This is a genomic window from Planctomycetia bacterium, assembly GCA_016795155.1.
Taxonomy (GTDB): domain Bacteria; phylum Planctomycetota; class Planctomycetia; order Gemmatales; family HRBIN36; genus JAEUIE01.
The window spans coordinates 49465-74932 of record JAEUIE010000044.1; the positions used below are offsets into that span (position 1 = coordinate 49465).

Below are 25468 nucleotides of genomic sequence, written 5' to 3' on the forward strand. Positions count from 1 at the left end.
ATGCTGTTCGTTTTCATTTGCCGGATGATCTACTTTTCATCCGGCAGCTTCATCTGATTATCGCGAAATCGCCCTTTCAGCTCTTGCAGATTCTTTTCGTTACCCAGAGGACGTTCGCTGGCAAACTTCCAGGCCTCCTGGTAACCCTGTTGCGCCAATGCCAGATTACCCAACATTTTAGCTACATCTGCGTAGTAGATCATTTGCTGAACGATCATCGGCTGGCTTCGCAGGTTGGGATTGTGACGGATAATGTCCATCAATTCTCTGGCCAGCCGTAATGCTCGTGAAATATCACCAGACTTATTGACCAGCCCCACGAGGTTGCCCATCTGCAAGATAGTAAGAGGATGACGCGCCCCCAAATACTTTTTCATAAGCGTCAGAATTTCCTGATAACTGGCTTCTGCATCCTGAAATTTTCCTTCACTTCTAAGTTTTTCTGCATACACCATTTTGACAAGAATATTTCCAATGGGGCCTGCTTGTTTGGACTGCTGGAAAACTGTCATGGCTTCGCTTGCATATTGCAAGGCAATTCGTTCCTGCCCGGGTTCCGATAACTTTAAGCTGGCAAGTGCTGCAAGCGTAAAACCAATATCTTCATGGTTCTTCGGTAATAGTTCGCGTCGTATTTTCAGAGCTTTCAGTAACAATTGCTCTGCTTCCTTGCGCAACTTATCCTGAAACTGCGGCCCTTCCACGCTCAACGGACGATAGAACGAAAGACTTCCGAGCCAGTAAGCCGCCTCTGCTACCTGAAGAGAGTTCTCGCCCAAAGCATCCTGCCTGGCTTTCAGCACTTTTCTGAAGTATTGATCCGCTTCCTGATAGTTCCCCAAATCCTGGGCAATGCAACCAAGCAAAAGCTCCGAAGAATAAGTGGATTGATGCGTTGCTCCCAGATGCTTCACATGCAACTCACGGCTTTCCTTGGCCAGGTTCAACGCTTCGGTATACAGACCCAGTGCCTGGTAGGTTCTGCTCATGGCTTCCAGCAGCCTGGCTTTGATCAGAGGCTGATCTTTCAAGTGTTCTTGAACGAGTACATTGCCTCGTTCCAGAAAGAGTTGAGCAGTCTGTAGGTTGGTTTGTTCTTCATCCCCTCGAAACCCAGAAGAAGCTCCAGCGAATGGCGAAGCTGTTTCGAAAATGCGAGTCAGGTAATCGGTCAGTTGCTGAGCAGAAACCTCTTTAAGCCGTGCTTGCTGTTCACTCAGTTGCGATTTGGTGTGTTCTTTGGCCAGCAGCCAGGAACCAATCGCTGTTGCCAGCGGGATGACAATACCCAATGCAACCAGCACTGCTACCAGTGAATGATGATGACGTAGAAACCGTTTGAAGGTGACAACCCACGGTTCTTTCCAGGCTGTAACCGGCTCATCTGCCAGGAATCGATCCACATCGGAAGCTAATGCACTGGCTGATGCATAGCGATCTCCCGGCTCGCGAGACATGGCCTTAAGGCAAATGGCTTCGAGTGCGCGAGGCACACCACCTACTATGGAAGAAGGCGGATCAAACTTCGCCAGTAATGCCTGCTCAAAGGCGCTTTCTTTGGTGATCTGCTGATATGGTGGACGATTACAGAGGATGGCGTAGAGCGTAGCCCCAAGCCCAAAGATGTCTGTTTCTGAGGTAATTTCTGCCGAACCACCCGATGCCTGCTCAGGACTGAGATAGCCTAGAGTTCCCTGGATGGAACCTGAATAGTGAGACAGATTGCGATTGGCATTCCAGTCTGTGGCACCTCTGCTTGTTTTCTGTTGCCGGGGCGACATACCCCAGTCGAGCACAATCGTTTCTCCGAACTTGCCCAGCATGATATTCTCAGGCTTCAGGTCGCGATGCAGCACCCCTTTACTGTGGACATATGCAACCGTCTGGCAAACTGCCACAAAGCGTGACAGCAGATGTCGAAATGCGAGTCGTTTCTCAGAAGTCTGGCTGGATTGACCTTGATGATACTCCTTGATGGCCTGCTGCAGCGTTTGCCCTTCGATGAAACGCATACTGTAGCAGGGGCGTTTGTCAGCTAATTGCCCCACTTGATAAATGGGTACAATTCCAGGGTGTTCCAGTTGGCTGGTCACACGGGCTTCGCAGAGAAAATCTTCTCTGGCATGTTCTGAACCACACCACTGAGGCAAAAGTGTTTTGACTGCGACACGTCGGTTGAGGAATAAATCCTGTGCCTGGAATACCTGACCCAAGCCACCCTGAGCATGAAAAATCAAAGAAGCGTAGCTGGTTTCCAGTTGAAAAGGCATTTGTTCATAGTGCTCAAGCATTTGCTTGAGCGGATTGAGTAGTTCATCTCCATGAACAACCTTAGGCAACATGTTCTGATAAAGTGCCAGGTCTGCCTTCATGCCCATGCGACTGCGGTGACATAGATCAATCCTGATGAGTTCCAGGATGAAAGGAATGGAATCCTGCTCGTTGATGAAACGACCTAGTGGAGATGAGTTGGCTGCGTTCCACTGTGCGTCAAACGAAACCAGTCTGCTTTCTTCATGCTCAGTAAATGCTGGATCGCTTACGACCGGAGACATGTTTCCATCGCATCAAGTACACAGCCTGAATTCAGGCATAATTCACAGCAACATCATACTATCTGATGGAACAGATTCATACTGAAAACCGACTTGAAACAGATTGTCAGTCAGACGTTGAACCCCATGAATTCAGACGTATAACTCCAATGGATCGTCGATTTTCCACCAGGAGTAAACTGCCATGGCAGTGCGTGTAGCAATCAATGGATTTGGACGTATCGGCCGTATGGTGATGCGCATTTTAGCCATGCGAGGCGGGTTCGATGTTGTCGCCATCAATGATCTGGATGATCCCAAAGGGCTGGCACATCTGCTCAAGTATGATAGTGCACATGGTAAGTTCTCCAAATCGGTTACCGTCGATGGCGACACCATGGTGGTGGATGGCAAGCCCATCAAGGTACTGAAGGAAAAAGTGCCTGCCAACCTGCCGTGGAAGGCAATGAATGTCGATCTTGTGATCGAATGCTCCGGTGTATTTAACGATAAGGAAAGCCCCAAGGGTGGTTTTGGCGACCATCTGAAAGCTGGAGCCAAGAAAGTCATTATCTCCGCACCAGCCAAGGGTGAAGACATCACTGTGGTGATGGGCGTCAATGACAGCAAGCTGACCAAAGAACATCAAACCATCTCCAATGCCAGTTGCACCACCAACTGTCTGGCTCCCATGGCTATGGTTCTGGATGAAAACTTCGGCATCGTCAACGGCGTGATGAACACCATTCATGCTTATACCAACGATCAGCGCATTGCAGACCAGATTCACAAGGATCTGCGTCGCGCCCGCGCAGCTGCCATCAACATCATTCCCAGTTCCACCGGTGCAGCCAAGGCTATCGGCCTGGTGCTGCCTCATCTGGCTGGAAAGCTCGATGGATTTTCGCTGCGTGTTCCTGTCATCACTGGCAGCATCACTGATCTGACAGTCAACCTCAAGAAAGAGGTAACGGTGGAAGAAGTGAACGCTGCCATCAAGTCTGCCGCTGATGGCAAGCTGAAAGGCATTCTGGAATACAGTGAAGAGCCACTGGTTTCCTGCGACATCATCGACAACCCTCACTCGTGCATCTTCGATGGACTTAGCACGCTGGTCAGTCCCAAGGGCAAGGGGAACACTGTCAAAGTCCTCGGCTGGTACGACAACGAATGGGGCTACAGCGAACGCACCGTTGACCTGGCTGCGAAAGTGGCAAAGTTGATGTAATTAATCCCGTACCGCGGTCGGATCAACCGACACTCAAACGTGGTATACATTAACCCCCGGAGAGCACTTGTGCTCTCCGTCTTCATTGATCATCTCAGGAATTACACTCCATGCCCAAGAAAACCCTCACCGACCTCGGCAACCTGCAAGGCAAGCGCGTTCTTATCCGCGTCGATTTCAATGTTCCTCAGGACGATGCAGGGAACATCAGCAATGATCGCCGTATTCGCTCTGCGGTACCCACCATTGAACATGTCATCAAGAATGGTGGTGCAGCCATCATTATGAGCCACTTCGGCAGGCCCAAGGGCGATCCGAAGAAAGATGCCCCATTCAAGATGGACAAAATTGCCACTCGACTGGGTGAATTATTGAAAAAGCCTGTCAAAAAACTGGACAGCGTTGTGGGGCCAGAAGTAACATCTGCTGTCGCTGCACTAAAACCAGGCGATGTCCTCGTCCTGGAAAATCTGCGATTTAACCCCGGTGAACAGAAAGGCGATGAAGCCTTTGCCAAAGAACTGGCAGCCTTGGGCGATGTCTATGTCAACGATGCCTTCGGCACCTGCCATCGTACCGATGCTTCGATGTACGCAGTGCCTGCAGCGATGGCAGGCAAACCCCGCGTCGTGGGATTTCTGGTTGCCAAGGAACTGGACATTCTGGGCCAACTTCTCAGCAATCCACCCCGTCCATTGATTGGAGTCATGGGTGGCGCCAAAGTCTCCGACAAGATGGGCTTCATCAAGAGCATGCTCCAGAGAGTTGACCAACTCCTGATCGGCGGTGCCATGACCTATACCTTTATGCTGGCCAAGGGACAGACCATTGGCAGTAGTAAAGCAGAAGCCGATAAGATCGATCTCGCTAAAGAGTTGCTTTCCTTGGGCGGAGATAAGATCGTTCTGCCTGTCGATCACCTGACTGCAGACAAGCCCGATGCCAGCGCCAAAACCACCGTGGTAGAGGGTCAGATTCCCGCAGGTGCTTTCGGCATGGATATCGGCCCCAAAACCATAGCACTCTACAGCGACTTGATTCGCAAGGCTGGCACGGTTGTCTGGAACGGCCCGCTGGGCAAGTTTGAAGACGAACCGTTCGCTAACGGTACCAAAGCTGTCGCGCGGGCGATGACCGAATGCAAAGGCACCACCATCGTAGGTGGTGGCGAAACCGCTGAAGCCGTGGAAGCCTTCGGCCTCGATACGAAAATGACCCATGTCTCCACAGGCGGCGGAGCGTTCCTGGAATATGTGGAAGGCACTCCCTTCAAGGCTCTCTCGGTCATTGATGAAAAGTAACAATACCATCCACGGTTTGTGGGGTTAGAAGCGGTGAAGACAATTCACCGCTTTTTTTTTGGTAGTTTCAAACATGCTCCTCTCTTGCTTGCTGCTTGCGTTGGCGTTTCAGGATACTTCTACTTATCCCGATCCAGGTCCACATGCCGTTGCCAGCAAAAACTTCGATTGGAATGATGCCGAGCGCAAGCGGGATGTTCCAGTCAAAATCTATTATCCACAAGATGTGAAAACGCCTGTTCCGGTCATTCTCTGGTCGCATGGACTCGGTGGCAATCGTGAAGCCTATGTATACCTTGGCAAGTTCTGGGCCAGTCACGGCTACGTAGTGGTGCATCTGCAGCATAAAGGATCGGACAGCGCTGTCCTGCGGGATGGTGGTATGCAGGCATTGCGCACCGCAGGCAACGCCCGCAATGCCATGGATCGACCGAAGGACATTACTTTTGTGATCGATCAACTCACAAAGTTGAACCAGGACGATGGCGATTTCAAGGGTCGCTTCAATCTGAATGCCATCGGAGTGGGTGGACATTCGTTTGGTGCGCAAACCACGTTGCTGGCAGGCGGCCAAAAACTGGGGCCAGCTACATCCTTTACCGATAGCCGCGTCAAGGCACTGATGCCCATGTCGGCACCGGTACCCGCAGCCATCCTGCGCGAACAGGCTTATCAGAATATCAAACTGCCCATTATGCACATGACCGGAACCAAAGATGATAGCCCCATCGGCGAAACCAAACCGGAAGAACGTCGTATTCCTTTTGATAAAATCTCCGGCTGTCCGCAGTGGTTCATCAACTTTCAGGATGGCGACCATATGATCTTCTCCGGCAGAATGGCTCGCGCTGACAATGAGCAGAAAAAACAGGATGTTGTCTTTCAGAAACTGATCAAGCAGTGCAGCCTGGCGTTCTGGAACGCCCATCTTAAGAAAGATGCTCAAGCACTCGATTGGCTCAATAACCATATGAAAACGTATCTGGGCAAACATGCAGCCAGTGTTGAGACGAAGCGATAAACCATAGGTATGAAATTCACCATAATGTATTTCCGATCAGCGTTCAGCTTGATCGTATTGTCGATCTATTTCTGTTCCATGGCTGCACAGGAAGTCAAGCAGCCTCCAGCAATCGATGTCATACTGTGGTTTGATACGGAAGATTACATTCTCCCAGACAGCGATGATGCCGCTTTGCAACTGGCAACCTGGCTCACGGAACACAAAATCCAGGCAACCTTCAAAGTTGTTGGTGAAAAGGCTCGCACCCTGGAACGTCGTGGCCGGACTGATGTTATCAATGCCCTAAAGAAACACGAGATAGGTTACCACAGTAACTGGCACAGCATCCCGCCAACACCTACACAATATCTCGATGCCTGCGGCTGGCTTGATGGCGTTGCAGAATTCACACGACGAGAGAAGCCAGGTTACGACGATGTCGTCCGCATCTTTGGCCAGAAGCCCACTTGTTACGGCCAGCCGGGCAGTTCCTGGGGACCACAATCCCACGCAGCACTCAAATCATGGGGCATGAATATCTACCTCGATGCCGGCAGGCACATCGACCTTGATGGCAAACCCTTCTGGTATGGCGGCTTGCTCAATTTCTATCGCCTGAAGCAGCAGATTCGCGTGGGACTGTTTTACCCGCATGAACTGGAAGAAGCACGCATTCGCTTTCTGCAGGCTAGAGATCAGTTGCTGGCTGAAGGTGGCGGCGTGATCAGCATTGTCTATCATCCGTGTGAATTTGTGCATCAGCAATTCTGGGACGGCGTCAACTTCAAGCACGGCGCCAATCCACCTCGTGACCAGTGGAAGTTGCCTCCCGTGAAAATTGATGCTGAAAAGAAACAGGCATTCCACAATTTCGAACAGTACATCGCCTTCATGAAGCGATTTCCTGATGTGCGGTTTGTGACTGCAACGCAGGCGGCAGCGGCATATCCGGACAAAGCACGCAAGGAATATTGGACTTATCTCGAAGTGGAAAAACTGGCGCTGGATGCCTCAAGAAACTTTCATCTCCGCGGGATAAACTGGCTGGTTACCAAAGATTATGCACTCAGCCCGGCTGAGTTTTTCTGGCTGTGCATCATGGCAGTCGATAAGCAAATTGACAATGAAAAAGCAAGCACGCTGGATGTCATCATTTCCAAAACTCTACCTGGAGCCATTGCAGGTCCTTGCCGAGCACCCTGTAAGGAAGTCCAACGAAACCTTAAGCTAGATCGCAATGATATAGAGCGTGCTGTGGGGCAGGTGAAGGATTATCTACAGGTCCACCAGCAGATTCCACCTGAAGTATGGATAGGCAGCCAGGCTGTAACGCCAGAACGATTTCTGCTGGAGATGGTGCGGACTCTCGATTATCGATCACAGATTCGTCAAAAACCTCTGCGAACGGTGCTATTGATTTCAACGGACCCAGGGCTACTTACCACGAAACATGTCGCTGATAATGGCCCGCATCTCTGGAAATGGGTGATATTTCCTGAAGGCTTCTCGGCACCGAACGTGATGCATCACGCACGTTTGCAGGCATGGACTCTCAAACCTGCCATCAGACAACCTTGATTGTTACACTTTAATTCCAACTCTCGCCAGTGCTTCGCCAACACGCTCTTCTGAGGGTAGTTGCGGCTGGTCTTTCAGCAAGTCGATGACCACGTCAACCAGTCGATCTTCATTTGAATTCAATACCGCAACCATGTAATCATCCGATGGGGTCGATGTTTTCCTGGCAATCCGTCCCAGCACCATCAGGATGGACCGAACAGCCACTCTGGTTTCATCCCGGTTCATGATGTTTCTCCTGATTCAATCAGAATCTGCATGCTATCAGAACCAGGAGCTACTTACTGCGCATTTTTCATCAGGGATTGATAACGACTATTCTTCACGCACAGGTTTCAATGCCCTTAGCTGCTCTACCCGTTTTTTGAAATCATCCATGTTGGAGGCATAGGTCATATTCCATCGCATGTTGACAACTGGTACCGTGGCCCAGTCAGAGGCTGGATGGCCCAGGCTGTCTGCCTTTTCTCCTTTGGTAGCTTTTTTGCTCAATGTATTCAGCGCTCCACGTTGATTGGCAGCTTCGGCTAGCTGACCAGCCTTGTACAGGCTGCGGGTAATGTCTGCAAGCCAGCCCAGCCTGGTTAACACCCTGTTATCTCCCACTTCGCGTGCATAGGCGGTAATTAATCTTGATTTCCATTTAACTGTCGCAAGAAGATAAGGCATCGATTCGACGATGAGCCTGGGTACCGCATCGCCTCGTATAGCCAGGCAGATGAGCTGTTCGACTGGCCTGAATGCACCCGGTATTCGAATATCCTGCATGGGCAGATCACGAATACCCCAGTAACGCAACTCCACAGTCAATTCTGCAAGTGCCCCAACTGCCCCTTCCAAAGTACCACTAATGAACCATTGCAAAGGCACATCGAGAGAACGGGCCAATTCTGTTAGTTGTGCCAAGGTTGGATGCCTGCGACCGCTTTCGAAGGCCGATATTTCGCCCTGCCTTAACTGACATTTATCAGCAAGACCCTTCTGAGTCAGTCCCATCTGGCGGCGGGCACGGCTTAAATGTTTGCCAACTTCCTTCCATTCAGGCAGTTTTCCCAGCTCAATCGATGCACTTGGCATATTCCGAATCTTTCTGCTTGGCAAAGGGGGGTCGAATGCAGTAAGATAACCACATGCAATCATGGATCGCATGAAGCGATGCTTATAGCATTATGCAATGGATAATCGCAAGATGCAATAGTGATTGCTGACGGATTTTCCCGTCTGGTACCCAGCCCCGTGAAAGAGCCGGCGGTGGGATGGATTCTTCAACTATCGGTGGAACCGAGCAGGCAACTTGAGTGGGAGAGGGGATTCAGGCAGGACAAACCGGAGCACCCATTAATTACGGAACTGTGCATGCCCGTGTGGCGTGCCTTGCAACAAGTGCCACGGATATGAGCACGACTCAACTGGTTCACCGCCCCGCGCCGGTTTCGCTCGATGAGTTAGCAACTCTGCTGGCCCATCGTCTGGGGGGAACCCGTTACGATGTCTGGTTCGGCAAAAGCAGAATGACCCTGAACAACGGTCTGCTCACGGTTCACGTTCCATCCCAGTTCCACAAAGACCGCATTGCCAAAAATTTCATGGAACCCCTGCGCGAGGCAGCTCTGGAATCACTCGGCACCACGCCGGAAATTCAGATTGCGCTCGATACGCATCAGGCCATACTCCCTGCTTCCCTGCCCCTGTCGCCCAGCACTGGAGAATTGTTACCGGCTCGAACCACAGGAGTGGTTCGTTTACCTTTCACGGAGGATACCACCATGCCAGCACGTTCTGAAAATGCCCGTGCCGATCTTGCTCACAGGCGGGATACCGACCAGACTTTGAATCGTCCGGCCCGACAGCCCCGCAAATGGAAACTTCTCGACGACTTTGTTGTCGGTCCGTGTAACCGCCTGGCCTACCAGGGCATTATCAACCTGCTGCAGGATGTTGAACATTCGCCCAGACTCATCACCCTGTTCGGACCTTCCGGTGTTGGCAAAACTCATTTGCTCGAAGGCCTCTATACATCGCTCAAAAAGCAAGTGCCTGGCGCCACGGTGATCTATCTCTCCGCAGAAGATTTCACCAATCGCTTCCTTGGTTCACTGAACACCAACCAGATGAACAGCTTCAAAAAGCAGTTCCGTGATGCCGCAGCGTTCCTGATTGACGACATCAGCTTCCTGGCCGGTAAAAAATCATCCCAGGAAGAATTCATTCACACTGTCGATACGCTGATGCGGCACGGCCATCCTGTTGTACTCTCGTGCGATAAGCATCCCAAACTGCTCTCAGACACCATGCCTCTACTGGCAGATCGCCTGATTGGTGGTGGCTGCTGGCCAATTGAACTTCCCGACAAAACCACACGCATCAACATTCTTCAGGCTAAGAGCGAAAAGCTCCATATGCATTTGCCCAAAGATGTTCTGCAATTCCTTGCTGACCGTATGCGGGGTAATGTTCGTGAGATTGAAGGCGTACTGCATACCATCCGACATTATTCCCAGGTACACCAGGCTACGATCACGCTGGCGATGGTTCGGGAAGCAGTCTCCGATCAGTTTCCAGAGCAACGCAAGGTAACCACGCTGCCTCAATTGGAATTGCTTGTCTGCAAACAACTCGGAATCGAACCCAAGCGGCTTCATGATGGCAGTCGGGCACGGGCTGTCAGCTATCCCCGCATGCTGGTGATGTACCTGGCACGCCGGCTGGCTGGAGCAAGTTACAGCGAAATCGGCCAGTTCTATGGTGCCAAGAGTCACACCACGGCCATTGCTGCTGAACGCAAAGTGGCCCGCATGCTGGAAGAAGATGCACCACTGTTTGCCAACATAGACCGTTGTCCGGTACGTGAAATTATTGAATCGGTCGAACGCGAGGTGTATCGGGTGAAATAGCCGGATACATCCAGGGGGGGCGTCAGCAAGACATGCTCACAGCGCAAGCTGTGAGCATGTTGCATTTCCAGGTACATACATCCACTGTGACAACGATTCCTGGCGTTCACTCAACAAGCTACTTTACTTTCGTGATAGACAACATCATCATGACTATGAATACCTTTGACGGAATAGAGCCATGCTGGCGTTACTTCTAGCCTCGTTGCTGACCGCACCTCCGGACGATATCTTCCAGATGAATAATCTGGTAGCCTGGTGCGTGGTTCCTTTTGATTCTAAAAATCGTCTGCCTCCCGAACGGGTGGCCATGCTGAAGACGCTGGGGTTCACCCGGCTGGCTTACGATTGGAGAGACAAGCATCTGCCAACCTTGGAACTTGAGCTCAAACACTGCATTGATCAAGGCATCCGCATGCAGGCTGTCTGGTTTCCTGACCGCATTAACTTTGAAGCCAAGTGGATACTCGAAGTTCTTGAACGAAATAAAACCATCTGTGAACTCTGGGTCAATCTTCCCGAGCCGGTAGGAGAAAAAGACGAGGAGAAAGTGCAAGCTGCGATCCAGCATCTTAAGCCACTGGTGGATGCCGCCAGCAAGATTGGTTGTACGATCTGTCTTTACAATCACGGCGGCTGGATTGGCGAGCCAAAGAATCAACTCGCCATTCTGAAAGCTTTTGATGCGAATAAGATTGGTGTCATTTACAACCTGCACCATGGCCATCATCATCTCGACAAGTTTGCAGAAGTGCTCAAGCAACTGAAGCCTTATCTTAAATGCATTACCCTGAACGGTATGATTCCCGATGGCGACAAGAAGGGAAAGAAAATCATACCGGTTGGAGCGGGCAGTGAAGATTTGAAACTGCTCAAGATGATTCGCGATTCAGGCTATACAGGCCCGATCGCCATTCTCGGCCACGATCATACGGTGGATGTAGAAGAACGATTGCGCGACAATCTGGATGGATTGAACTGGCTCAAAGCCCAACTGAATGGTTCGCATGCAGGACCTATGCCCAAGTGGCGAAGTTATAAATAATGTGTGTACTACTTGGTTGCAGCCGTTTGCGCCTGCCAGGCTAAGGGCCAGGCATTTCCCTTCTTCGGTGCAGTTGGAATGCGATGAGGCAGCACCGAGGCACCGCGCATGACTAGAACGACCTGTTGATCTGTGGGATACTGAACAAAAGCCAGATCGCCCCAGGTTTCTGCTTTGCCTTCATGCTGTACAGCCTGGCTGGCAGTGATCACCAGGTATTGCTCCTGACTGAGGGTCGTTTCCACGACCAGCTTTTCATACCGCTGATTGAATTTGTTTACTGTGTTGTTCAACTTGAGTGATTCGAGAAATACATTGGAAGATGCTTTAGGCACCAGGGCTGATTTTACAGCAGGTACCAGTCGGACTCGCGTCAGACCGTCTGTCGTTTTCTGCAACTGCATATCGAAGTAGAGTTCGATTTGAGACAGCTCACGAGCGGTATATTCTTTCTCTGCATCGGGAACAAGGAGATTCGCCTGTATGCCACGCGGCCCAACTGGCCAGGTGAGTTCCTGATCCTGCCGATTCATGACTCGCCGGGCTTCGACCATGCAAATGGGAGATGCTTTCGGCGGTTCAACATATTTATCTTCAATGATAAACTGGTGCCTGATGATTTCTTTGTTCTGTTCAATAGCCTGGCGTGCATACTCCGGGTTGGCCAGTGCTGCCTGCAATCTTGAACCACCGGCGGTACGCATCAAACCCATGCGTAAACCATGCCGAGCCAGTTGCTGACGGGTTTCCAGTGGAATAAACTGCTCGTCGAGTTCAGCCCACATGCCATCGTTCTTGAGGATAGGCTGATCCCGACGCCAGGTCATGGTGGCAACATCGAGTTGAGCCACCGATTCATCTTCGGGATTGAGTGTAGAAAAAGGCTGCTTGAGCTGCTGTTTCCAGGCAACATTGTCCATGATTTCAGGCCAGACACAGCCTGAAACGAAACAGAAACCGGCCAGCAGAAAACTCCGTCGCTGCACGTAGAAACTACCCCCTGTTTAACACAGCGGGGAGATAGCTCAGTTCATGGTTTCTGTCAATGGGGGTATCAACATTGCTCAGTGAGCACTTCCTTCACTTCCCCTCTTTCAGTAGCGTATCCATAAGCTTCATACCCAGGTTATCTACATCTCGATTCGTGCCGCCCCGGTTGCAGAGGATGACCACTGCGACACCGGGCGATTTGCTGAAGGCACAATAGGTAGAAAAACCACCCGTACCGCCGTTGTGCCACCATACGCGCGACTTCTGCATATCAAGCATCAGCCAGGTCAGGCCGATCTGCATACGGGGATTCATTTCATATTGTGGAGCAAGTGCCAGGTTGAAAGCAGGCTGTAGCGCGTTAGTCTTGCCCATCGCTGCTTCCAGATAACGCAGCATGTCAGCAGCCGTTGAACGCACGCCACCGGCCCCTACCGCTGGATCGGTGAAATCCCAGTGTGGCACCACAGTCCCCGTGGGAGAGTGTCCATCAATAAATCGTTTCTGCTCTGATGCTGGTACCGTGATAAAGCTGCTCTTCATTTCCAGTGGCTTAAACAACCGGTCGTCAATGAGTGTTGAGTAGTCTTTCCCATACTTGTGAGCGAGAGCAAATCCCAGTAAACCTGTGCCGAAATTGCTGTAATCCACCCTGGGCTTCTTCTCCACTTTCACCTTCGTTGTTTCCAGAGCTTTTTTGAGTTGATCGCTATCGAATCGGGAATCAGGGTCAGCCAGCAGCTTGCCATCTTTTCTAATGGCGTCCATCTGTATTTGAGGCATTCGGGGAAACCCTGATGTATGAGTCGCCAACTGTTCAAGAGTAACAGGTTTTCCATCCCGGGTTGGCACCGTCATCCCAGCAGGCAGATACTGCTGTATCGGATCATCCAGTTTCATTTCCATCCGCTGGATGGCATCCGCGAGAAGGATGGAAGTCATAGTCTTGGTAATCGAGCCGATTTCAAAGATGGTATTCTCATCCAGCTTTTCGAGTTTTTCGGGCTTCTCGCCGATTGCCAGGTAATGCTTGTTGCCTTTCTGATCAATCACTCCAATCATCACTTGATCGATTTTCTTCTTTTCCAGCATGGGGTTCAGCGTAGCCCGGGCTACTTCCTGCCAGGTGAGTTTTTCCTGTTTCGTTTTGGTTTCCTGTCCGATGGAAACACTGGCGAGGAATATCGACAACTGCAGGACAAACAAATGCTTCATTGGTTTCGTCCGAAAGGTTGCTAAGATAATAGCACATTCTAGTCGCACCCTGCTCCACTTCCCAAGGAGATTTCCATGAAGTTCGAACTTCCCAAACTCAGCTATCCTACTGCAGCCCTGGCTCCCGTGATCAGTCAGGAAACCATGGAACTCCATCATGGCAAGCACCATGCTGCTTATGTGACCAACCTGAATGCTGCTGTCGAAAAGCATGCCAGCCTGGCTGACAAATCGGTAGAAGCACTGCTCAAGGATTACAAGAGCCTGCCTGACGATGTTCGCCAGGCCATCATCAATAACGGCGGCGGACATTACAATCACAGCATGTTCTGGGAAATCATGGCTCCGGGCGGCAGCAAGGAACCCGTTGGCACGCTGAAGGATGCCATCGCTGGCATGGGTGGATTCGACAAACTGAAAGAACTGGTCAATGATGCCGGCATGAAGCGATTTGGCTCAGGCTGGTCCTGGCTCGTGGTTGATGGTGGCCACCTGAAAGTTGTCAGCACCGCCAATCAGGATTGCCCGCTGCAAAGCAACCAGTACGCCGTGTTGGGTGTGGATGTCTGGGAACACGCTTACTATGTCGATTATCGCAACCGTCGGGCTGACTACCTGAAGGAATGGTGGAAGGTTGTAAATTGGGATATTGTTGGACAACGCTACGATGCAGGCCTGAAGGCGAAGTAGTTCTATACCCAATGAAAAACACTTAATCTTCGATTTGCGATCTCCCCACGGAACTTTTTCCGTGGGATTTCTCCCATATCCATAGGTCGAATTCAGGTCACTGGCAAAGAGTCAATCGTGCAGCCTGTTTTCCAGTTTCTGCAGGAACATCTGGCATTTGGATTGATGATCCTCCTGATCATCACGATTGCAATCTTCATCCTCGTTCCCGGCTTTGTTTACTGGTCAAGGCTTCGCGAACTCCGGGCATTCAGTCTGTTCTCTATTTCGTATACGATCGTGCTGCTCGCCTTTGTGTTGATGGAGTTGTTTACCTACCTGAAGATCAGCAATCAACATTTTCCCGAAACCATAACCATACTGGTGGTAGCAAGCGCTTGCGTGATGCTGACCGGACTCATCTGGGTATTTTGTTGCCCAGACCGCATCAAGAAATACACCACCGTCTTCGATCTGCTTGATAAGGAACTCGAACACCATGTCCGCGCTGAGCCGCATCATCGTGAAAATCAGGTACTGGCGCGCCTGACCCGCGATACGGATAGAAATGCCAGAGAAATGCTGGAATCTTTGAAAAAATCGTCTATCGACACTTGTGAACATACACCGTGTAAACCAGATTGCCTGTATGGCAAGGAAATCGAAAAACTCCATGAAGGTTGCGTACAGCGATATCTCACCGACGCATGGCATCAGGATGATGCAAGTAAACCATACTTTCGAATCCTGGCTTTTCTGTTTTATTTCTTCGGAATGACCCTGATACTGTTTATGCTGTGCTATCGGCTCTATCTGATCTATCTTTTCGTGAGAAATCAACATGTACAGTGAAGCACGTTTCGGATTTGCTGGTGAACTGATCATTACCTGCCATGCAGTGCATTTTGAAGAATTTGGCGCGATGGAGAACATCATTCAGCAGACAGGCATCGCACCACGAGCTGTCTCATTGCCTATCGATGTGTTTGGAAGAGAAGTGCGTGAATACAGTATTCCACCTTTGAAGATTTCCCAGCTAGAAGATTTGTTACATGGCAACTTCCAGCCAAATGGTAATTTTGTTCCGTTTGCAACTTCTCAAGGCAACGCGTATGCCTGCAGAGAAGTCCTGCCTCCGGGAACCTCACGCACTGCAAGTTGTGAGACCATCATCGCGGATAACGATCAAGGAGCTCAGTCAGCTTGTTCACTGGTTGCAGGTGGCAAACGCTGGTTTTCTGGAGATGCCCGACCGGGAACTTGTCCATAATCCTCTACGCCACTTCCCCACCCGGAAACAGATACTCGAACATCTTCTTGAGTTTACCCAAAGCCATGCCGCCTGAGACGCCACCACATTTCTCAAGCACTACTTCCTCATCCTTTACTTCGCCCGCAATATCGAGCATGAAGCCCATACCCACCGATGCAGTAAAGTAGTTTTCACTCCAGCTCACCTGGTCGCCGTAACCAGTCTTCTCCAGTTGATTCTGGATCATCACTTTGGCTTCCACAGCAGGTTTGCCTGTCTTCCAGCGAAGTTCAGCCATGGTTATTCACCTTACATAAGGTTGTTACACTATTGTCATATGTCCTGAATCATACCTGACCTAGTCTCAATCTGAAAGCACTTTGCTTATTCGAAACCGTACTTATCTTAATCTGAGAAGTAATCAATCGAAAGCTTTCACCATGAACTATACACATATTCTGGATCTCGCCCAAGAAGCACAGCCACCCGACAAGGGCATTTTGAGCAAGACCATCCATATGGATGAACAGATCAAGGCAGTGCTGTTTGGATTTGGGAATGGTGAAGAACTCTCGGAACACACCGCATCCAAACCTGCCATGCTCTTTTTCGTAAAGGGTGAAGCCACAGTTGGCCTGGGTGAAGAGAAGAGGGAAGCGCAGCCTGGTACTTTTGTCCACATGACTGCAGGACTGAAACATTCTATCAAAGCCAATACTCCTCTCGTCATGCTTCTGATACTTCTCAAACAGGGATGATTCTCGATGTCGCTTGCTCCCGTAGTGCTTCCACCTAACGAAGGCCAGACGATGGCTATTGTCGGAGACAAATACCGTTTCCTCGCTACCGGCAAGGAGACGGGTGGCCTCTACACCCAGATTGAAGCAGTGGTGTACCCAGGCGGCGGGCCGCCTCCACATATTCATCGCAGAGAGGTCGAAGCGTTTTACATTCTCGAAGGGGAAATCACGTTCCTTATTGATGGCGAGCAACTGGTGGCCACCCCAGGCATGTTTGCCAATGTTCCCATCGGTGTGGTTCATACCTTCAGAAACAATACCGACCGTCCTGCTCGTATGATCATCACTATTGCTCCGTCAGGTCTGGAAGAAATGTTTCTGGCTTGTGGCAAGCCGGTTTCGCCAGATGCTGAAAGTGTTTCACCACCCACTACTGAAGAAATCGAAACGCTGATGAAACTGGCGCCCGAGTATGGCGTTGAATTAATCCTGTAAACACGCTCCATTTATCCCCCGGCTATTCCATGTCTTCCACCATTGATCGTTCCCGGTTGGCGATTGCACTATTGGCTGTGATCGCCATCGTTGTACATCTGATCCTGCGCTACGCGGTGCCTCATCCCGAAGTTTTCCCGTGGTGGGTGAACCTGCCTTTATGGATTGCCTTGGTGCTGGGTGGCATACCTCTGGTCTTCGAACTAGTTCGCAAAGCGCTAAATCGTGAGTTCGGCTCCGACCTGCTGGCTGGCATTTCCATTGTCACTTCGGTCATCCTCGGTGAATACCTGGCTGGAGTGTTTGTTGTGCTCATGCTTTCCGGCGGGGAAGCACTGGAAAGCTACGCCGTGCAGAGCGCTTCGTCAGTTTTGCGGGCACTAGCCAAGCGCATGCCTGCCGTTGCACATCGCAAAGAAGGCAACTCCACTAGCGATGTGAAACTCGATGCCGTAGCCATTGGCGATATTCTCGTCGTTCATCCCCATGAAATCTGTCCGGTCGATGGGACAGTCCTCGAAGGGCACGGCAGCATGGATGAATCGTACCTTACTGGTGAACCGTATCTGCTGCCCAAATCGCCCGGTACATCGGTTCTCTCCGGCTCCATCAACGGAGAATCGGTGCTGGTCATCAAGGCGGATAAACTCGCTGTCGATTCCCGCTACGCCAAGATCATGCAGGTAATGCGGGATAGCGAACAGCATCGACCTCAGTTGCGTCGACTCGGTGATCAACTCGGAGCCTGGTACACTCCGATTGCTGTCGGCATAGCCCTGCTCGCATGGGCTCTGAGCGGAGAAGCCATCCGCTTTCTGGCAGTGCTAGTGGTGGCAACGCCCTGCCCACTTCTCATCGCCATCCCTGTTGCCATCATCGGAGGTATCTCGCTGGCAGCACGACGGGGCATCATCATCAAAAACCCCGCTGCACTCGAGACGATTGAAACCTGTCAGACTGCTATCTTCGACAAGACCGGCACGCTGACCTACGGCAAGCCGGAATTGACCGAGATTATCACTGCACCAGGCTATCATGCCGATGACATCCTACGCTGGACTGCCAGCTTAGAGCAGTATTCCAAGCATCCGCTTGCCAGTGCGATCCTGCACGCTGCCGAGCGCAAGGGCCTGCCCCTGGTGCATACCGATCATGTCAGCGAAAAACCAGGCCAGGGATTATCAGGCAAATTGCTTGGCAAAGAAATACTCGTCTCCCATCGCCGCAAGTTTCTGAAATTGCATCCTGACAAAGCGAATCTGCTGCCACCTATTGCTGAGGGCATGGAGTGCCTGATTCTGGTCAATGGCGAATATGCCGCCGTCATCCGTTTTCGAGATCGACCTCGCAGTGATGGCAAATTGTTCATCGACCACTTGCGACCCCGGCATGGCATCAAGCGAACTTTGCTAGTATCGGGCGATCGGGAAAGTGAAGTCGAATACCTGGCCAAGATGGTTGGCATCACTGAAACCTATTCTTCGCAAACGCCGGAACAGAAACTCGAACTGGTTCGCAAGGAAACCGCAGCAGCACCTACGGTGTTTGTGGGAGATGGCATCAACGATGCCCCGGCCCTGACTGCAGCCTCCGTGGGCATTGCCTTCGGCCAGAACAGTGACATTACCTCTGAAGCTGCTGATGTAGTGATTCTGGAAAGCTCGCTCGCCAAGGTAGATGAGTTGCTGCACATTGGCCAGCGTATGCGGAACATCGCGCTGCAGAGTGCAGTAGGCGGCATGGCATTAAGCGTTATCGGTATGCTCATCGCCGCCGCTGGCTATCTACCACCCGTCGCCGGTGCGATCTGTCAGGAAATCATCGACGTATTCGCCGTGCTGAATGCTCTGCGAGTTGCCTGGCGGCCTAAACAATTGACCGATTTTTAGTTAAACCCACAAAGTTACTATGTGGTGAATTGACATGGTTCTCCCACTTGACCAGCAGACAGTTCTCTCGGATACTGAGACTGACCAAGTCGTGAATATCCAGAGTTACAGCATGAAACGCAAGGAAAGCAAGAAACCAAAGACCCGAAAACTGACGCTCTCTACCAGGGTGGATCGCCGACAAGTGGTCGTTGAGAGGTTGAATGCAACAACCCCCGACATCCACTACTGGTTGACACGCACTCCCACCGAACGCCAACAGGCAATTCAACTCCTGCGCGAGATCAACTATGGCCCAGCCGCTTCCGGCAGACTTCGCCGCGTTCTTGAAGTTGTTACACGCTAACAGGGTGAAGTATCTGCTGATTGGTGGTTATGCAGTTGGTCACTACGGCTATGTGCGTACCACGGCGGATATGGATATTTGGATTGAAACATCAAGTGTTAATGCACATCGTGTTGCCAGGGCATTGCAAGAGTTTGGTTTTGGTGCCCAACAAGTTGATCCATTGCTGTTTCTGAAACCCGAGAATATTGTTCGTATGGGTGTACCGCCACTTCGGCTTGAAATAGCAATGCAGATTGACGGGGTGACTTTCGAGGAATGTTATTCACGCCGCCAACGAGTTCGCTTTGGAAGGCTTCTTGTGAATGTCATTGATCTCCATGACCTCCTGAAGAATAAAAAAGTATCTGCCAGAGACAAAGACTTGCTTGATATCAAGGAATTGAGAATCGTCATGCGGAAGAAAAGGAAACGACATTAACGCGTTAAATAAACGGTAATTACCGGGTGCTTACTATTCAGGAATCGCATGCTTCTTAATGATTGGCTAGGCAATTATACCCTTCAGTAATTCGCCATGCACATCGGTCAGTCGCATGTCTCTGCCGCCGAAACGGTAGGTGAGTTTCTTGTGATCGATTCCCATCAGGTGCAGCATGGTGGCATGCAGGTCGTAAATCTCGACTTTGTTCTCGATGGCGTGGTAGCCATACTCATCGGTCTGTCCGTAAATGGTGCCTGGCTTGATGCCGCCACCTGCGAGCCAGATGGTGTAGCCAAACGGGTTATGGTCTCTGCCGTTGGTACCCTGAGCCATGGGCGTGCGGCCAAACTCACCAGCCCACAGCACCAGCGTTCGCTTGAGTAATCCTCGCGCTTTCAAATCAGCCAGCAGTCCCGCAATGGGTTGATCAACCGCGCGGGCATTGTCTTCATGCCCATCTTTCAGATTGGCGTGCTGATCCCAGCGGTCGTGCTTGTTGCCTGGGCAAGTCACTTCAATAAACCGCACGCCTCGCTCCACCAGCCTGCGAGCCAGAATGCACGATCGGGCAAACGCCTGGGTCTGCGGGTAGGCTGCATCCAGACCGTAGAGTTTTTTCGTTGCTTCCGTTTCCCCTTTCAAATCGAGCGCATCAGGCACCGCAGTCTGCATGCGGAATGCCAGTTCATGGTTGGCGATGGCTGCTTCAAACGCATCGTTCGGACCAAGCCTGCCCAGCACGCCACGATCCAACTTGGTCACCAGATCGAGCTTGGCTTTCTGCTGAGCCAATGTCGGCTCGTTACGCTGCAAGTTGGCCAGTGGCACCGGGCCGGGGAAGAAAATCGAACCCTGATGCGTTGCGGAAAGAAACCCGTTGCCAAAGCAATCAATTCCACCCGGTGGAATCAACCCGCTGTTGAGCACCACGAAACTGGGTAGGTTCTTGCTGAGATTCCCCAGCCCATAACTGAACCAGGCGCCCATGCTGGGTCGGCCTTGCTGACCATGACCTGTGTGAAAGAAATAGTTGGCGTTGGTATGTTCGGAAAAGTTCGAAGTCATCGAGCGGACTATGCACAGATCGTCCACATGCTTTGCTACATGCGGGAACAGTTCACTGACGGGAATGCCCGACTGCCCATGCTGCTGAAATTTCCAAGGCGACTGCAGCACTTTGCCAATGTCGTTAAACTGCGTGGGGGCTACCTTGGTCTTGATAGGCTGGCCATGTTCCTTTGCCAGGCGGGGCTTAGGGTCAAACGTATCCATCTGCGAAGGCCCGCCATCCATGTAGAGAAAGATGACATGGTCAGCCTGGGCAGGGTGATGCAGCACCGGTTTGTCGCCATGTGCCTGCTGGTGCAAAAGATCAGCCAGGGCCAAGGCACCCATGCCGTTGGCGGTACGCATCAACCAGTCGCGACGGGTAAATAGAGGCATGCAACTATCGTAACCGAACCAGGTGGGAAGATACAAGCATGATAGCCCGGAGAAATCTCCGGGCTAGATACAGGTTCCCAGCTCCCCCGTGGGGAGAAGGGTTAGGGATGAGGGGTTTCATCTTGTATTCAACCCTGTTGTTCAAACTTATCGGGTTAAACACAATTCATAACCCCTCAACCCCGGCACCTCTCCCCACGAGTGGAGAGGGAGTTTTTTTTCTTACTGCAGGAACCGATGGAAATCAGCAGTGTAGACTCCAATGGGGTCAGCGGCATCGTCGATGAACTGCTGCAGAGTCACCGTGATAATCCCGTCATCGAGTCCATCATCACCATCCATCAGCGGGATACCATCATCACCAAGAATGATGTCGCCATTCTCATCGAACGAAGGCAGGTTGTCTCGACCATGCGGATTGTACAGTTCGATTGAAACGGGGTTGTTGAAATCATCCATTTCCACGCTCAGGATGGCATAGGCATGGCGAGGCAACAGCGTTGAGACACGGTTGAACCAGTAGCGGGTCATTAGCACGCCGACCCAGCCGTTGTCCTGAATGTTCGTCAAAGCCAGGCTGCCATCACTGATGTGGTAACGATGATCGTCGGTACCACCAAACATGTTCAACGGTTCGTTGGGTGAATCACTGTGAATATCCTGATAGCTGCCGCCTCTGAAAAGTGCGTAAGCCTTTTCGACCATGGCAACCCACATGACATCTTCTACTCTGTCTTCATCACCTAATTTTGCAAAAGCTGGAGTAGTACTATCATCGTTGCGTACCGGAAGTTGGCTATCCACTCGGTAAAACGAGGTACCAATCTGCACGGCATACGTGTTATCGCCCAGGTCTGCCACCATTTGTCTGGCAGTGTTTTGATCGAAATTGACAGCTGAAGCCATGGTGGCCAACAGCCAGCAATCACCCACTTGGCCCTGACTGACATCAATAACCTGTGGGCCATCGCTGCCGAAGAGGGATCGACCGGTAAAGTTCCTATAGCTGAAAGCCACACCCTCTACCGTTGAGAGTGGGTCCGCGATGTTATCGCCGTTGGCAGTGCGATCCGCACCGTTGGCAAAGGAACTGATGCGGTGATAGTTCGTATCCTGCTCTTCCACGGTCAGGTCATTGACCATGTCCTGCATCGCGCCGGTGCGATCAATCCAGAAACTGTCAAAACCACCCCGACCAAAAAGCTGATCGGTATTGGATGCATCCAGACTGATGAGCGTATCGTTCTGGTTGCCACCATCGAGAAGATCCATGCTGGAACCCCCGTTCAGGTAGTCTTCGCCCTCGTCGCCAAAGAGCGAATCGGTATGTGCTTCTCCGAACAGCCTGTCGTTGCCATCATCGCCATGCAGGGTATCGTTCTCGGTGCCTCCCAAGAGCAGATCGTTATCATCGCCACCTGAGAGCGTATCGCGTCCCACACCACCCCGTAGAATGTCGTCGCCATCATCGCCGTAAAGTTCATCGTTACCCGTGCCGCCATCGAGTTCATCTGCCCCCTGCCAGGGGGAACCCGTTCCATCACCATGCAGGATGTCGTTCTGTTCGCCTCCAAAGAGGAAATCCTTATCGTCTCCGCCGTACAATGTATCGCGGCCGCGATTACCTTTCAGGTTATCGACGTTAGCGCCCCCATCAAGATAGTCGTTGCCATCATTCCCTTCGAGGGTATCGTTGCCCTCTTCGCCATAGATGTCATCATCACCACTGTTGCCATAGAGGAAATCATCCTCGGTGCCGCCATAGATAGTGTCATCGGAATCATTTCCGCCGTAAATGTGATCGATGCCTTCATCGCCATAGAGCGAATCGTTGCCGATGTCGCCGTAGATGTAATCATCACCGCCTCGGCCATAGATGGTATCAATACCGCTATGCCCGTAGAGAAAATCCTTGGCTTCGCGACCATAGATGGTGTCGTTTCCACTCTGTCCGCGAATGGTGTTGGTGCCACTACTGCCAGTGATGATGTCGTGGCCTGAACCGCCATCGATGGTGGTGGGAACCATGACATTGCTATCGCAGCCGAGAATGTCATCGCCGCCCAGCAGGTTGGCATTGATTCGAACCACCGGCTTGGTGCTGACTGGGTAAGCATGCGTCAGGATAAATGGTGCTAATCCTTCCTCGACTATCAGTTCTGGCCCCTGCGGACCGTTGGACATGTAAATGACATACTGATCACGAGCATTGGTGCCGGTGATGTTCAGGGTATCGGTCATGGGTGAATAAGTAACCGCAGGCAGGTCGCGGGCTTCCAGGGCTTCCAGAGACAAACGGTAAGGAATGCGTCGGGACATGATTGATCTCGCTTGTAAGAGGATAAAGCTGGCGGACTGTATGCCAGCAGGTATCCCGCTCAGCGAGGAATCTTTCAGAGAAATGGCAGGTGAAGTGAAACTGCTCCATCCCGAAGGGATAAAAGACGTTAGCCGGTGGTCGAAAACCACCGGCTAAGTTGTTGATTGTTTAATCACATCTGAATCGTTAGAACTTCACCCATTCCAGAATTTTCGGGTTCATCCGTGGCTTGATTGTTACTGAAGGACGTTCCATTACCGTATCAGTGGTCGAATCATCTTCCAGCTTCGATTGTCTGGCCATCGCTTCCTTCTCTTGCCAGAAACAGGTCAGGGCGATCTGGGCACAACGTTCCTGGAACTGGGCAGGAGTCTCCTGCAATTCGGAGAACTTGTCCACAAAGGCAAGCATCTCGGACAGCTTCTCCGGATACTCACCCAGAATCCGGCGAGCCATTGCCTTCTTGTTGGCAGGTTCCATATAGGTCAGTTCGATAGCCTTATCAATACGGCCTGGGCGAGTCGAAATGAACTCCGTGGTACCATCAGGCAACTGGCGAGGCTGCCCCATAGCTGGATCAACCTTGGCAATGTCGTTCGTCGTTACAATGGTGAAAATACCATCGGAACGCTCCACACCATCGATGCAGTTGAGCAGACAGTCGAACGTCAATGGCGTCATGGGTCGCTGACGATCTCCACTTTCATGATCATGCTTGTTCTGGTTAGGAACCATGATCTGCATACCCTGGTTCTTACGGGATACGTTCTCCCGGCCATGGAAGACATTGTCGATGTCTTCAATCAGGGCGATGCAAGGCACGTTGACCAGCATGTCGTTCCACGATTTGATCAGATCATAATTGCTCATCTCTGCCAGGTTGAAGACGTAGATGGGCATGTTCAGGTCTTCAGCGAAGGCGCGAGCCAGAGCCGTTTTGCCGGTGCCAGGCGGGCCGTAGAGCAGCCAGCCCCGTTTCCAGGGAATACTGCGATGACGGTACCACTCCTTGCTGTTCCGCCACATCTCGATTTCCCGCATCAGGTCTTTGACTCGACTGGGGAAAATGAGATTTTCCAATGCCCGGCCATTGTGCAGACCGGCCTTGCCCAATTGTTCCTGGCCATGCGAAAGCAATCGGTAATTATTGGTCTGATACCAGGGCAAGCCATTGCTGTCGGAACCGTAGTCATCATCATCGCTGCCCCGCTTGGGAACAAAGTGGATGACGAAACGATTCTTGGCTTTCTCCTGCTCGGTGGTAGCATGCCAGGTGAGCTTGTTCATATCAGCACAGGCATTGCGGATGATAGATTCCACATCCACCGTTCCACGGATGAAGGTAATGGTGGAATGCACTTTGGTTGCATCGCTGCTGGAAGAACTGCCACTCTCTCCTTTGCTTTGTCGACTTTTCCGTTCAATTTCATTGTTGAACAGAAAAGGAACCCAGCCATTCCAGAAAACGACGGAGCGCGCGCCAAAGTATTCGTATGGCACCAGGCCAAAGTTGCCATCGCGGGTATGTTCGTACATGGCGCCGTACATACGGTCGTAGAACCGTGAGCGTTTGACGTTCTTGATGAGATAGGCAATGACAGCATTGTGTGCCGATTCACTGGGGATTTCGATCTGCTGCACCAGCACGCTGACCGCGCGCCAGAGCACAGCCTTGATCTTGCTCCAGAATCCGGCAATGAGACCGATGACGATACCGCCAATAGCTCCGCCTGCCATGATTTTGCTGAAATCGAGATTTTCCATGCATTAGTCCTGAGTGCTGAGTCCTAAGTGCTTAGCAATACACACACTTTCCCAACTGGAATAGCGTGAGTGATCAAGCATTCGGAAGAAGTATGGATACTTGTGAAATATTGTTGGTTCGCGCGACGCGACAAAAAATAGATGGGTGGGAACCAAACCGAATTGGCCATTGCCCTGAGTGAAAATAGGCAGAACGCCAGGAGTAGCTGGAGCCGTCGTTCCCCACGGCATACACTACGTGCACACATTATACGGTGCAGGTCAAGGGTCTTGTGCGGAATTTTGTCATGCGTTGATTAGAACACGTCGACCGATTAGACTAACAACAGATTTGCATC

24 protein-coding genes are annotated in these 25468 nt (G+C 51.3%); 15 read left to right on the top strand and 9 right to left on the bottom strand.

The genetic code is table 11. The features are described from left to right. Positions 1-29: 29 nt before the first annotated feature. On the bottom strand, positions 30-2555 hold the full coding sequence (locus JNJ77_14995) for a serine/threonine protein kinase (GenBank protein MBL8823891.1): 2526 nt from the start codon (positions 2553-2555) through the stop codon (positions 30-32). A 184-nt stretch (positions 2556-2739) separates the two neighbouring features. Here JNJ77_14995 and gap point away from each other — a divergent pair, with 184 nt between their 5' ends. The 4 genes from gap (at position 2740) to JNJ77_15015 (ending at position 7644) form a co-directional block, all read left to right on the top strand. Next, positions 2740-3762 (top strand): type I glyceraldehyde-3-phosphate dehydrogenase, encoded by a 1023-nt coding sequence (gap, locus tag JNJ77_15000; protein ID MBL8823892.1) that lies wholly within the window; start codon positions 2740-2742, stop codon positions 3760-3762. 110 nt (positions 3763-3872) lie between these two features. Beyond that, the gene (locus tag JNJ77_15005) at positions 3873-5063 is read left to right on the top strand and encodes a phosphoglycerate kinase (protein MBL8823893.1); all 1191 of its coding nucleotides are present in this window, start codon (positions 3873-3875) and stop codon (positions 5061-5063) included. A gap of 73 nt (positions 5064-5136) precedes the next feature. Then, positions 5137-6084 carry an acetylhydrolase gene (locus JNJ77_15010; protein ID MBL8823894.1) on the top strand — a complete coding sequence of 316 codons (948 nt, stop codon included), beginning with the start codon at positions 5137-5139 and terminating at the stop codon, positions 6082-6084. 24 nt (positions 6085-6108) lie between these two features. Further along, positions 6109-7644, top strand: coding sequence for a hypothetical protein (locus JNJ77_15015; GenBank protein ID MBL8823895.1), 1536 nt, complete (start codon positions 6109-6111; stop codon positions 7642-7644). A gap of 3 nt (positions 7645-7647) precedes the next feature. On the opposite strand, the gene JNJ77_15020 is transcribed toward JNJ77_15015, so the two are convergent. Then, on the bottom strand, positions 7648-7872 hold the full coding sequence (locus JNJ77_15020; GenBank protein ID MBL8823896.1) for a hypothetical protein: 225 nt from the start codon (positions 7870-7872) through the stop codon (positions 7648-7650). Positions 7873-7959: 87 nt separating this feature from the next. After that, a complete protein-coding gene (locus tag JNJ77_15025; GenBank protein ID MBL8823897.1) occupies positions 7960-8721 on the bottom strand; it encodes a helix-turn-helix transcriptional regulator in 762 nt (253 codons plus the stop codon). 317 nt (positions 8722-9038) lie between these two features. Between JNJ77_15025 and JNJ77_15030 the strand changes: the two genes are divergently transcribed. Further along, complete coding sequence (locus JNJ77_15030) at positions 9039-10538, top strand: AAA family ATPase (protein MBL8823898.1); 1500 nt, start codon at positions 9039-9041, stop codon at positions 10536-10538. A gap of 181 nt (positions 10539-10719) precedes the next feature. Beyond that, positions 10720-11583, top strand: coding sequence for a sugar phosphate isomerase/epimerase (locus JNJ77_15035; protein MBL8823899.1), 864 nt, complete (start codon positions 10720-10722; stop codon positions 11581-11583). A gap of 8 nt (positions 11584-11591) precedes the next feature. On the opposite strand, the gene JNJ77_15040 is transcribed toward JNJ77_15035, so the two are convergent. Together JNJ77_15040 and JNJ77_15045 are read right to left on the bottom strand one after the other, a co-directional pair. Beyond that, positions 11592-12569, bottom strand: coding sequence for a hypothetical protein (locus JNJ77_15040; protein ID MBL8823900.1), 978 nt, complete (start codon positions 12567-12569; stop codon positions 11592-11594). 94 nt (positions 12570-12663) lie between these two features. Further along, positions 12664-13788 carry a serine hydrolase gene (locus JNJ77_15045; protein MBL8823901.1) on the bottom strand — a complete coding sequence of 375 codons (1125 nt, stop codon included), beginning with the start codon at positions 13786-13788 and terminating at the stop codon, positions 12664-12666. A gap of 75 nt (positions 13789-13863) precedes the next feature. Between JNJ77_15045 and JNJ77_15050 the strand changes: the two genes are divergently transcribed. From JNJ77_15050 to JNJ77_15060, 3 genes are all read left to right on the top strand, one after another. Then, positions 13864-14478 carry a superoxide dismutase gene (locus JNJ77_15050; GenBank protein ID MBL8823902.1) on the top strand — a complete coding sequence of 205 codons (615 nt, stop codon included), beginning with the start codon at positions 13864-13866 and terminating at the stop codon, positions 14476-14478. A gap of 117 nt (positions 14479-14595) precedes the next feature. Beyond that, the gene (locus tag JNJ77_15055) at positions 14596-15309 is read left to right on the top strand and encodes a hypothetical protein (protein ID MBL8823903.1); all 714 of its coding nucleotides are present in this window, start codon (positions 14596-14598) and stop codon (positions 15307-15309) included. Continuing rightward, the gene (locus JNJ77_15060; GenBank protein MBL8823904.1) at positions 15299-15727 is read left to right on the top strand and encodes a hypothetical protein; all 429 of its coding nucleotides are present in this window, start codon (positions 15299-15301) and stop codon (positions 15725-15727) included. The genes JNJ77_15055 and JNJ77_15060 overlap by 11 nt, the downstream gene beginning before the upstream one ends. Before the next feature lie 4 nt (positions 15728-15731). On the opposite strand, the gene JNJ77_15065 is transcribed toward JNJ77_15060, so the two are convergent. Next, complete coding sequence (locus JNJ77_15065; GenBank protein ID MBL8823905.1) at positions 15732-16007, bottom strand: hypothetical protein; 276 nt, start codon at positions 16005-16007, stop codon at positions 15732-15734. A 142-nt stretch (positions 16008-16149) separates the two neighbouring features. Between JNJ77_15065 and JNJ77_15070 the strand changes: the two genes are divergently transcribed. The 5 genes from JNJ77_15070 to JNJ77_15090 are packed head-to-tail and all read left to right on the top strand — an operon-like array spanning position 16150 to position 19600. After that, positions 16150-16467 (top strand): cupin domain-containing protein, encoded by a 318-nt coding sequence (locus JNJ77_15070; GenBank protein ID MBL8823906.1) that lies wholly within the window; start codon positions 16150-16152, stop codon positions 16465-16467. Positions 16468-16473: 6 nt separating this feature from the next. Further along, entirely contained in the window at positions 16474-16944 is a 471-nt protein-coding gene (locus JNJ77_15075; protein MBL8823907.1) for a quercetin 2,3-dioxygenase, read from the top strand. Between the two features lie 29 nt (positions 16945-16973). Then, a complete protein-coding gene (locus JNJ77_15080; GenBank protein MBL8823908.1) occupies positions 16974-18833 on the top strand; it encodes a heavy metal translocating P-type ATPase in 1860 nt (619 codons plus the stop codon). A 34-nt stretch (positions 18834-18867) separates the two neighbouring features. Continuing rightward, positions 18868-19179: a hypothetical protein gene (locus JNJ77_15085; protein MBL8823909.1), complete on the top strand. Its 312-nt coding sequence runs from the start codon at positions 18868-18870 to the stop codon at positions 19177-19179. Continuing rightward, the gene (locus tag JNJ77_15090) at positions 19124-19600 is read left to right on the top strand and encodes a hypothetical protein (GenBank protein ID MBL8823910.1); all 477 of its coding nucleotides are present in this window, start codon (positions 19124-19126) and stop codon (positions 19598-19600) included. Before JNJ77_15085 ends, JNJ77_15090 begins: the two co-directional genes overlap by 56 nt. Before the next feature lie 66 nt (positions 19601-19666). Here JNJ77_15090 and JNJ77_15095 read toward each other — a convergent pair whose 3' ends face one another. Continuing rightward, a complete protein-coding gene (locus JNJ77_15095; GenBank protein ID MBL8823911.1) occupies positions 19667-21046 on the bottom strand; it encodes a DUF1501 domain-containing protein in 1380 nt (459 codons plus the stop codon). A 222-nt stretch (positions 21047-21268) separates the two neighbouring features. Further along, the gene (locus JNJ77_15100; protein MBL8823912.1) at positions 21269-23365 is read right to left on the bottom strand and encodes a hypothetical protein; all 2097 of its coding nucleotides are present in this window, start codon (positions 23363-23365) and stop codon (positions 21269-21271) included. Between JNJ77_15100 and JNJ77_15105 the strand changes: the two genes are divergently transcribed. After that, the gene (locus JNJ77_15105) at positions 23364-23522 is read left to right on the top strand and encodes a hypothetical protein (protein ID MBL8823913.1); all 159 of its coding nucleotides are present in this window, start codon (positions 23364-23366) and stop codon (positions 23520-23522) included. The two genes, JNJ77_15100 and JNJ77_15105, sit on opposite strands and share 2 nt — an antisense overlap. 30 nt (positions 23523-23552) lie before the next feature. Here the strand turns inward: JNJ77_15105 and JNJ77_15110 are convergent, their stop codons facing one another. After that, positions 23553-25130 carry an AAA family ATPase gene (locus JNJ77_15110; GenBank protein MBL8823914.1) on the bottom strand — a complete coding sequence of 526 codons (1578 nt, stop codon included), beginning with the start codon at positions 25128-25130 and terminating at the stop codon, positions 23553-23555. Between the last annotated feature and the right edge of the window lie 338 nt (positions 25131-25468).

What these genes read in the sequence shown, in the direction of transcription:
- gap (MBL8823892.1), top strand. Translation starts at nt 2,740, where the DNA reads ATGGCAGTGCGTGTAGCAATCAATGGATTTGGACGTATCGGCCGTATG.
- JNJ77_15075 (MBL8823907.1), top strand. Translation starts at nt 16,474, where the DNA reads ATGTCGCTTGCTCCCGTAGTGCTTCCACCTAACGAAGGCCAGACGATG.
- JNJ77_15020 (MBL8823896.1), bottom strand. Translation starts at nt 7,872, where the DNA reads ATGAACCGGGATGAAACCAGAGTGGCTGTTCGGTCCATCCTGATGGTG.
- JNJ77_15015 (MBL8823895.1), top strand. Translation starts at nt 6,109, where the DNA reads ATGTATTTCCGATCAGCGTTCAGCTTGATCGTATTGTCGATCTATTTC.
- JNJ77_15095 (MBL8823911.1), bottom strand. Translation starts at nt 21,046, where the DNA reads ATGCCTCTATTTACCCGTCGCGACTGGTTGATGCGTACCGCCAACGGC.
- JNJ77_15070 (MBL8823906.1), top strand. Translation starts at nt 16,150, where the DNA reads ATGAACTATACACATATTCTGGATCTCGCCCAAGAAGCACAGCCACCC.
- JNJ77_15080 (MBL8823908.1), top strand. Translation starts at nt 16,974, where the DNA reads ATGTCTTCCACCATTGATCGTTCCCGGTTGGCGATTGCACTATTGGCT.
- JNJ77_15085 (MBL8823909.1), top strand. Translation starts at nt 18,868, where the DNA reads ATGGTTCTCCCACTTGACCAGCAGACAGTTCTCTCGGATACTGAGACT.
- JNJ77_15045 (MBL8823901.1), bottom strand. Translation starts at nt 13,788, where the DNA reads ATGAAGCATTTGTTTGTCCTGCAGTTGTCGATATTCCTCGCCAGTGTT.
- JNJ77_15050 (MBL8823902.1), top strand. Translation starts at nt 13,864, where the DNA reads ATGAAGTTCGAACTTCCCAAACTCAGCTATCCTACTGCAGCCCTGGCT.
- JNJ77_15025 (MBL8823897.1), bottom strand. Translation starts at nt 8,721, where the DNA reads ATGCCAAGTGCATCGATTGAGCTGGGAAAACTGCCTGAATGGAAGGAA.
- JNJ77_15065 (MBL8823905.1), bottom strand. Translation starts at nt 16,007, where the DNA reads ATGGCTGAACTTCGCTGGAAGACAGGCAAACCTGCTGTGGAAGCCAAA.
- JNJ77_15110 (MBL8823914.1), bottom strand. Translation starts at nt 25,130, where the DNA reads ATGGAAAATCTCGATTTCAGCAAAATCATGGCAGGCGGAGCTATTGGC.
- JNJ77_15010 (MBL8823894.1), top strand. Translation starts at nt 5,137, where the DNA reads ATGCTCCTCTCTTGCTTGCTGCTTGCGTTGGCGTTTCAGGATACTTCT.
- JNJ77_15090 (MBL8823910.1), top strand. Translation starts at nt 19,124, where the DNA reads ATGGCCCAGCCGCTTCCGGCAGACTTCGCCGCGTTCTTGAAGTTGTTA.
- JNJ77_15035 (MBL8823899.1), top strand. Translation starts at nt 10,720, where the DNA reads ATGCTGGCGTTACTTCTAGCCTCGTTGCTGACCGCACCTCCGGACGAT.
- JNJ77_14995 (MBL8823891.1), bottom strand. Translation starts at nt 2,555, where the DNA reads ATGTCTCCGGTCGTAAGCGATCCAGCATTTACTGAGCATGAAGAAAGC.
- JNJ77_15105 (MBL8823913.1), top strand. Translation starts at nt 23,364, where the DNA reads ATGATTGATCTCGCTTGTAAGAGGATAAAGCTGGCGGACTGTATGCCA.
- JNJ77_15005 (MBL8823893.1), top strand. Translation starts at nt 3,873, where the DNA reads ATGCCCAAGAAAACCCTCACCGACCTCGGCAACCTGCAAGGCAAGCGC.
- JNJ77_15100 (MBL8823912.1), bottom strand. Translation starts at nt 23,365, where the DNA reads ATGTCCCGACGCATTCCTTACCGTTTGTCTCTGGAAGCCCTGGAAGCC.
- JNJ77_15030 (MBL8823898.1), top strand. Translation starts at nt 9,039, where the DNA reads ATGAGCACGACTCAACTGGTTCACCGCCCCGCGCCGGTTTCGCTCGAT.
- JNJ77_15060 (MBL8823904.1), top strand. Translation starts at nt 15,299, where the DNA reads ATGTACAGTGAAGCACGTTTCGGATTTGCTGGTGAACTGATCATTACC.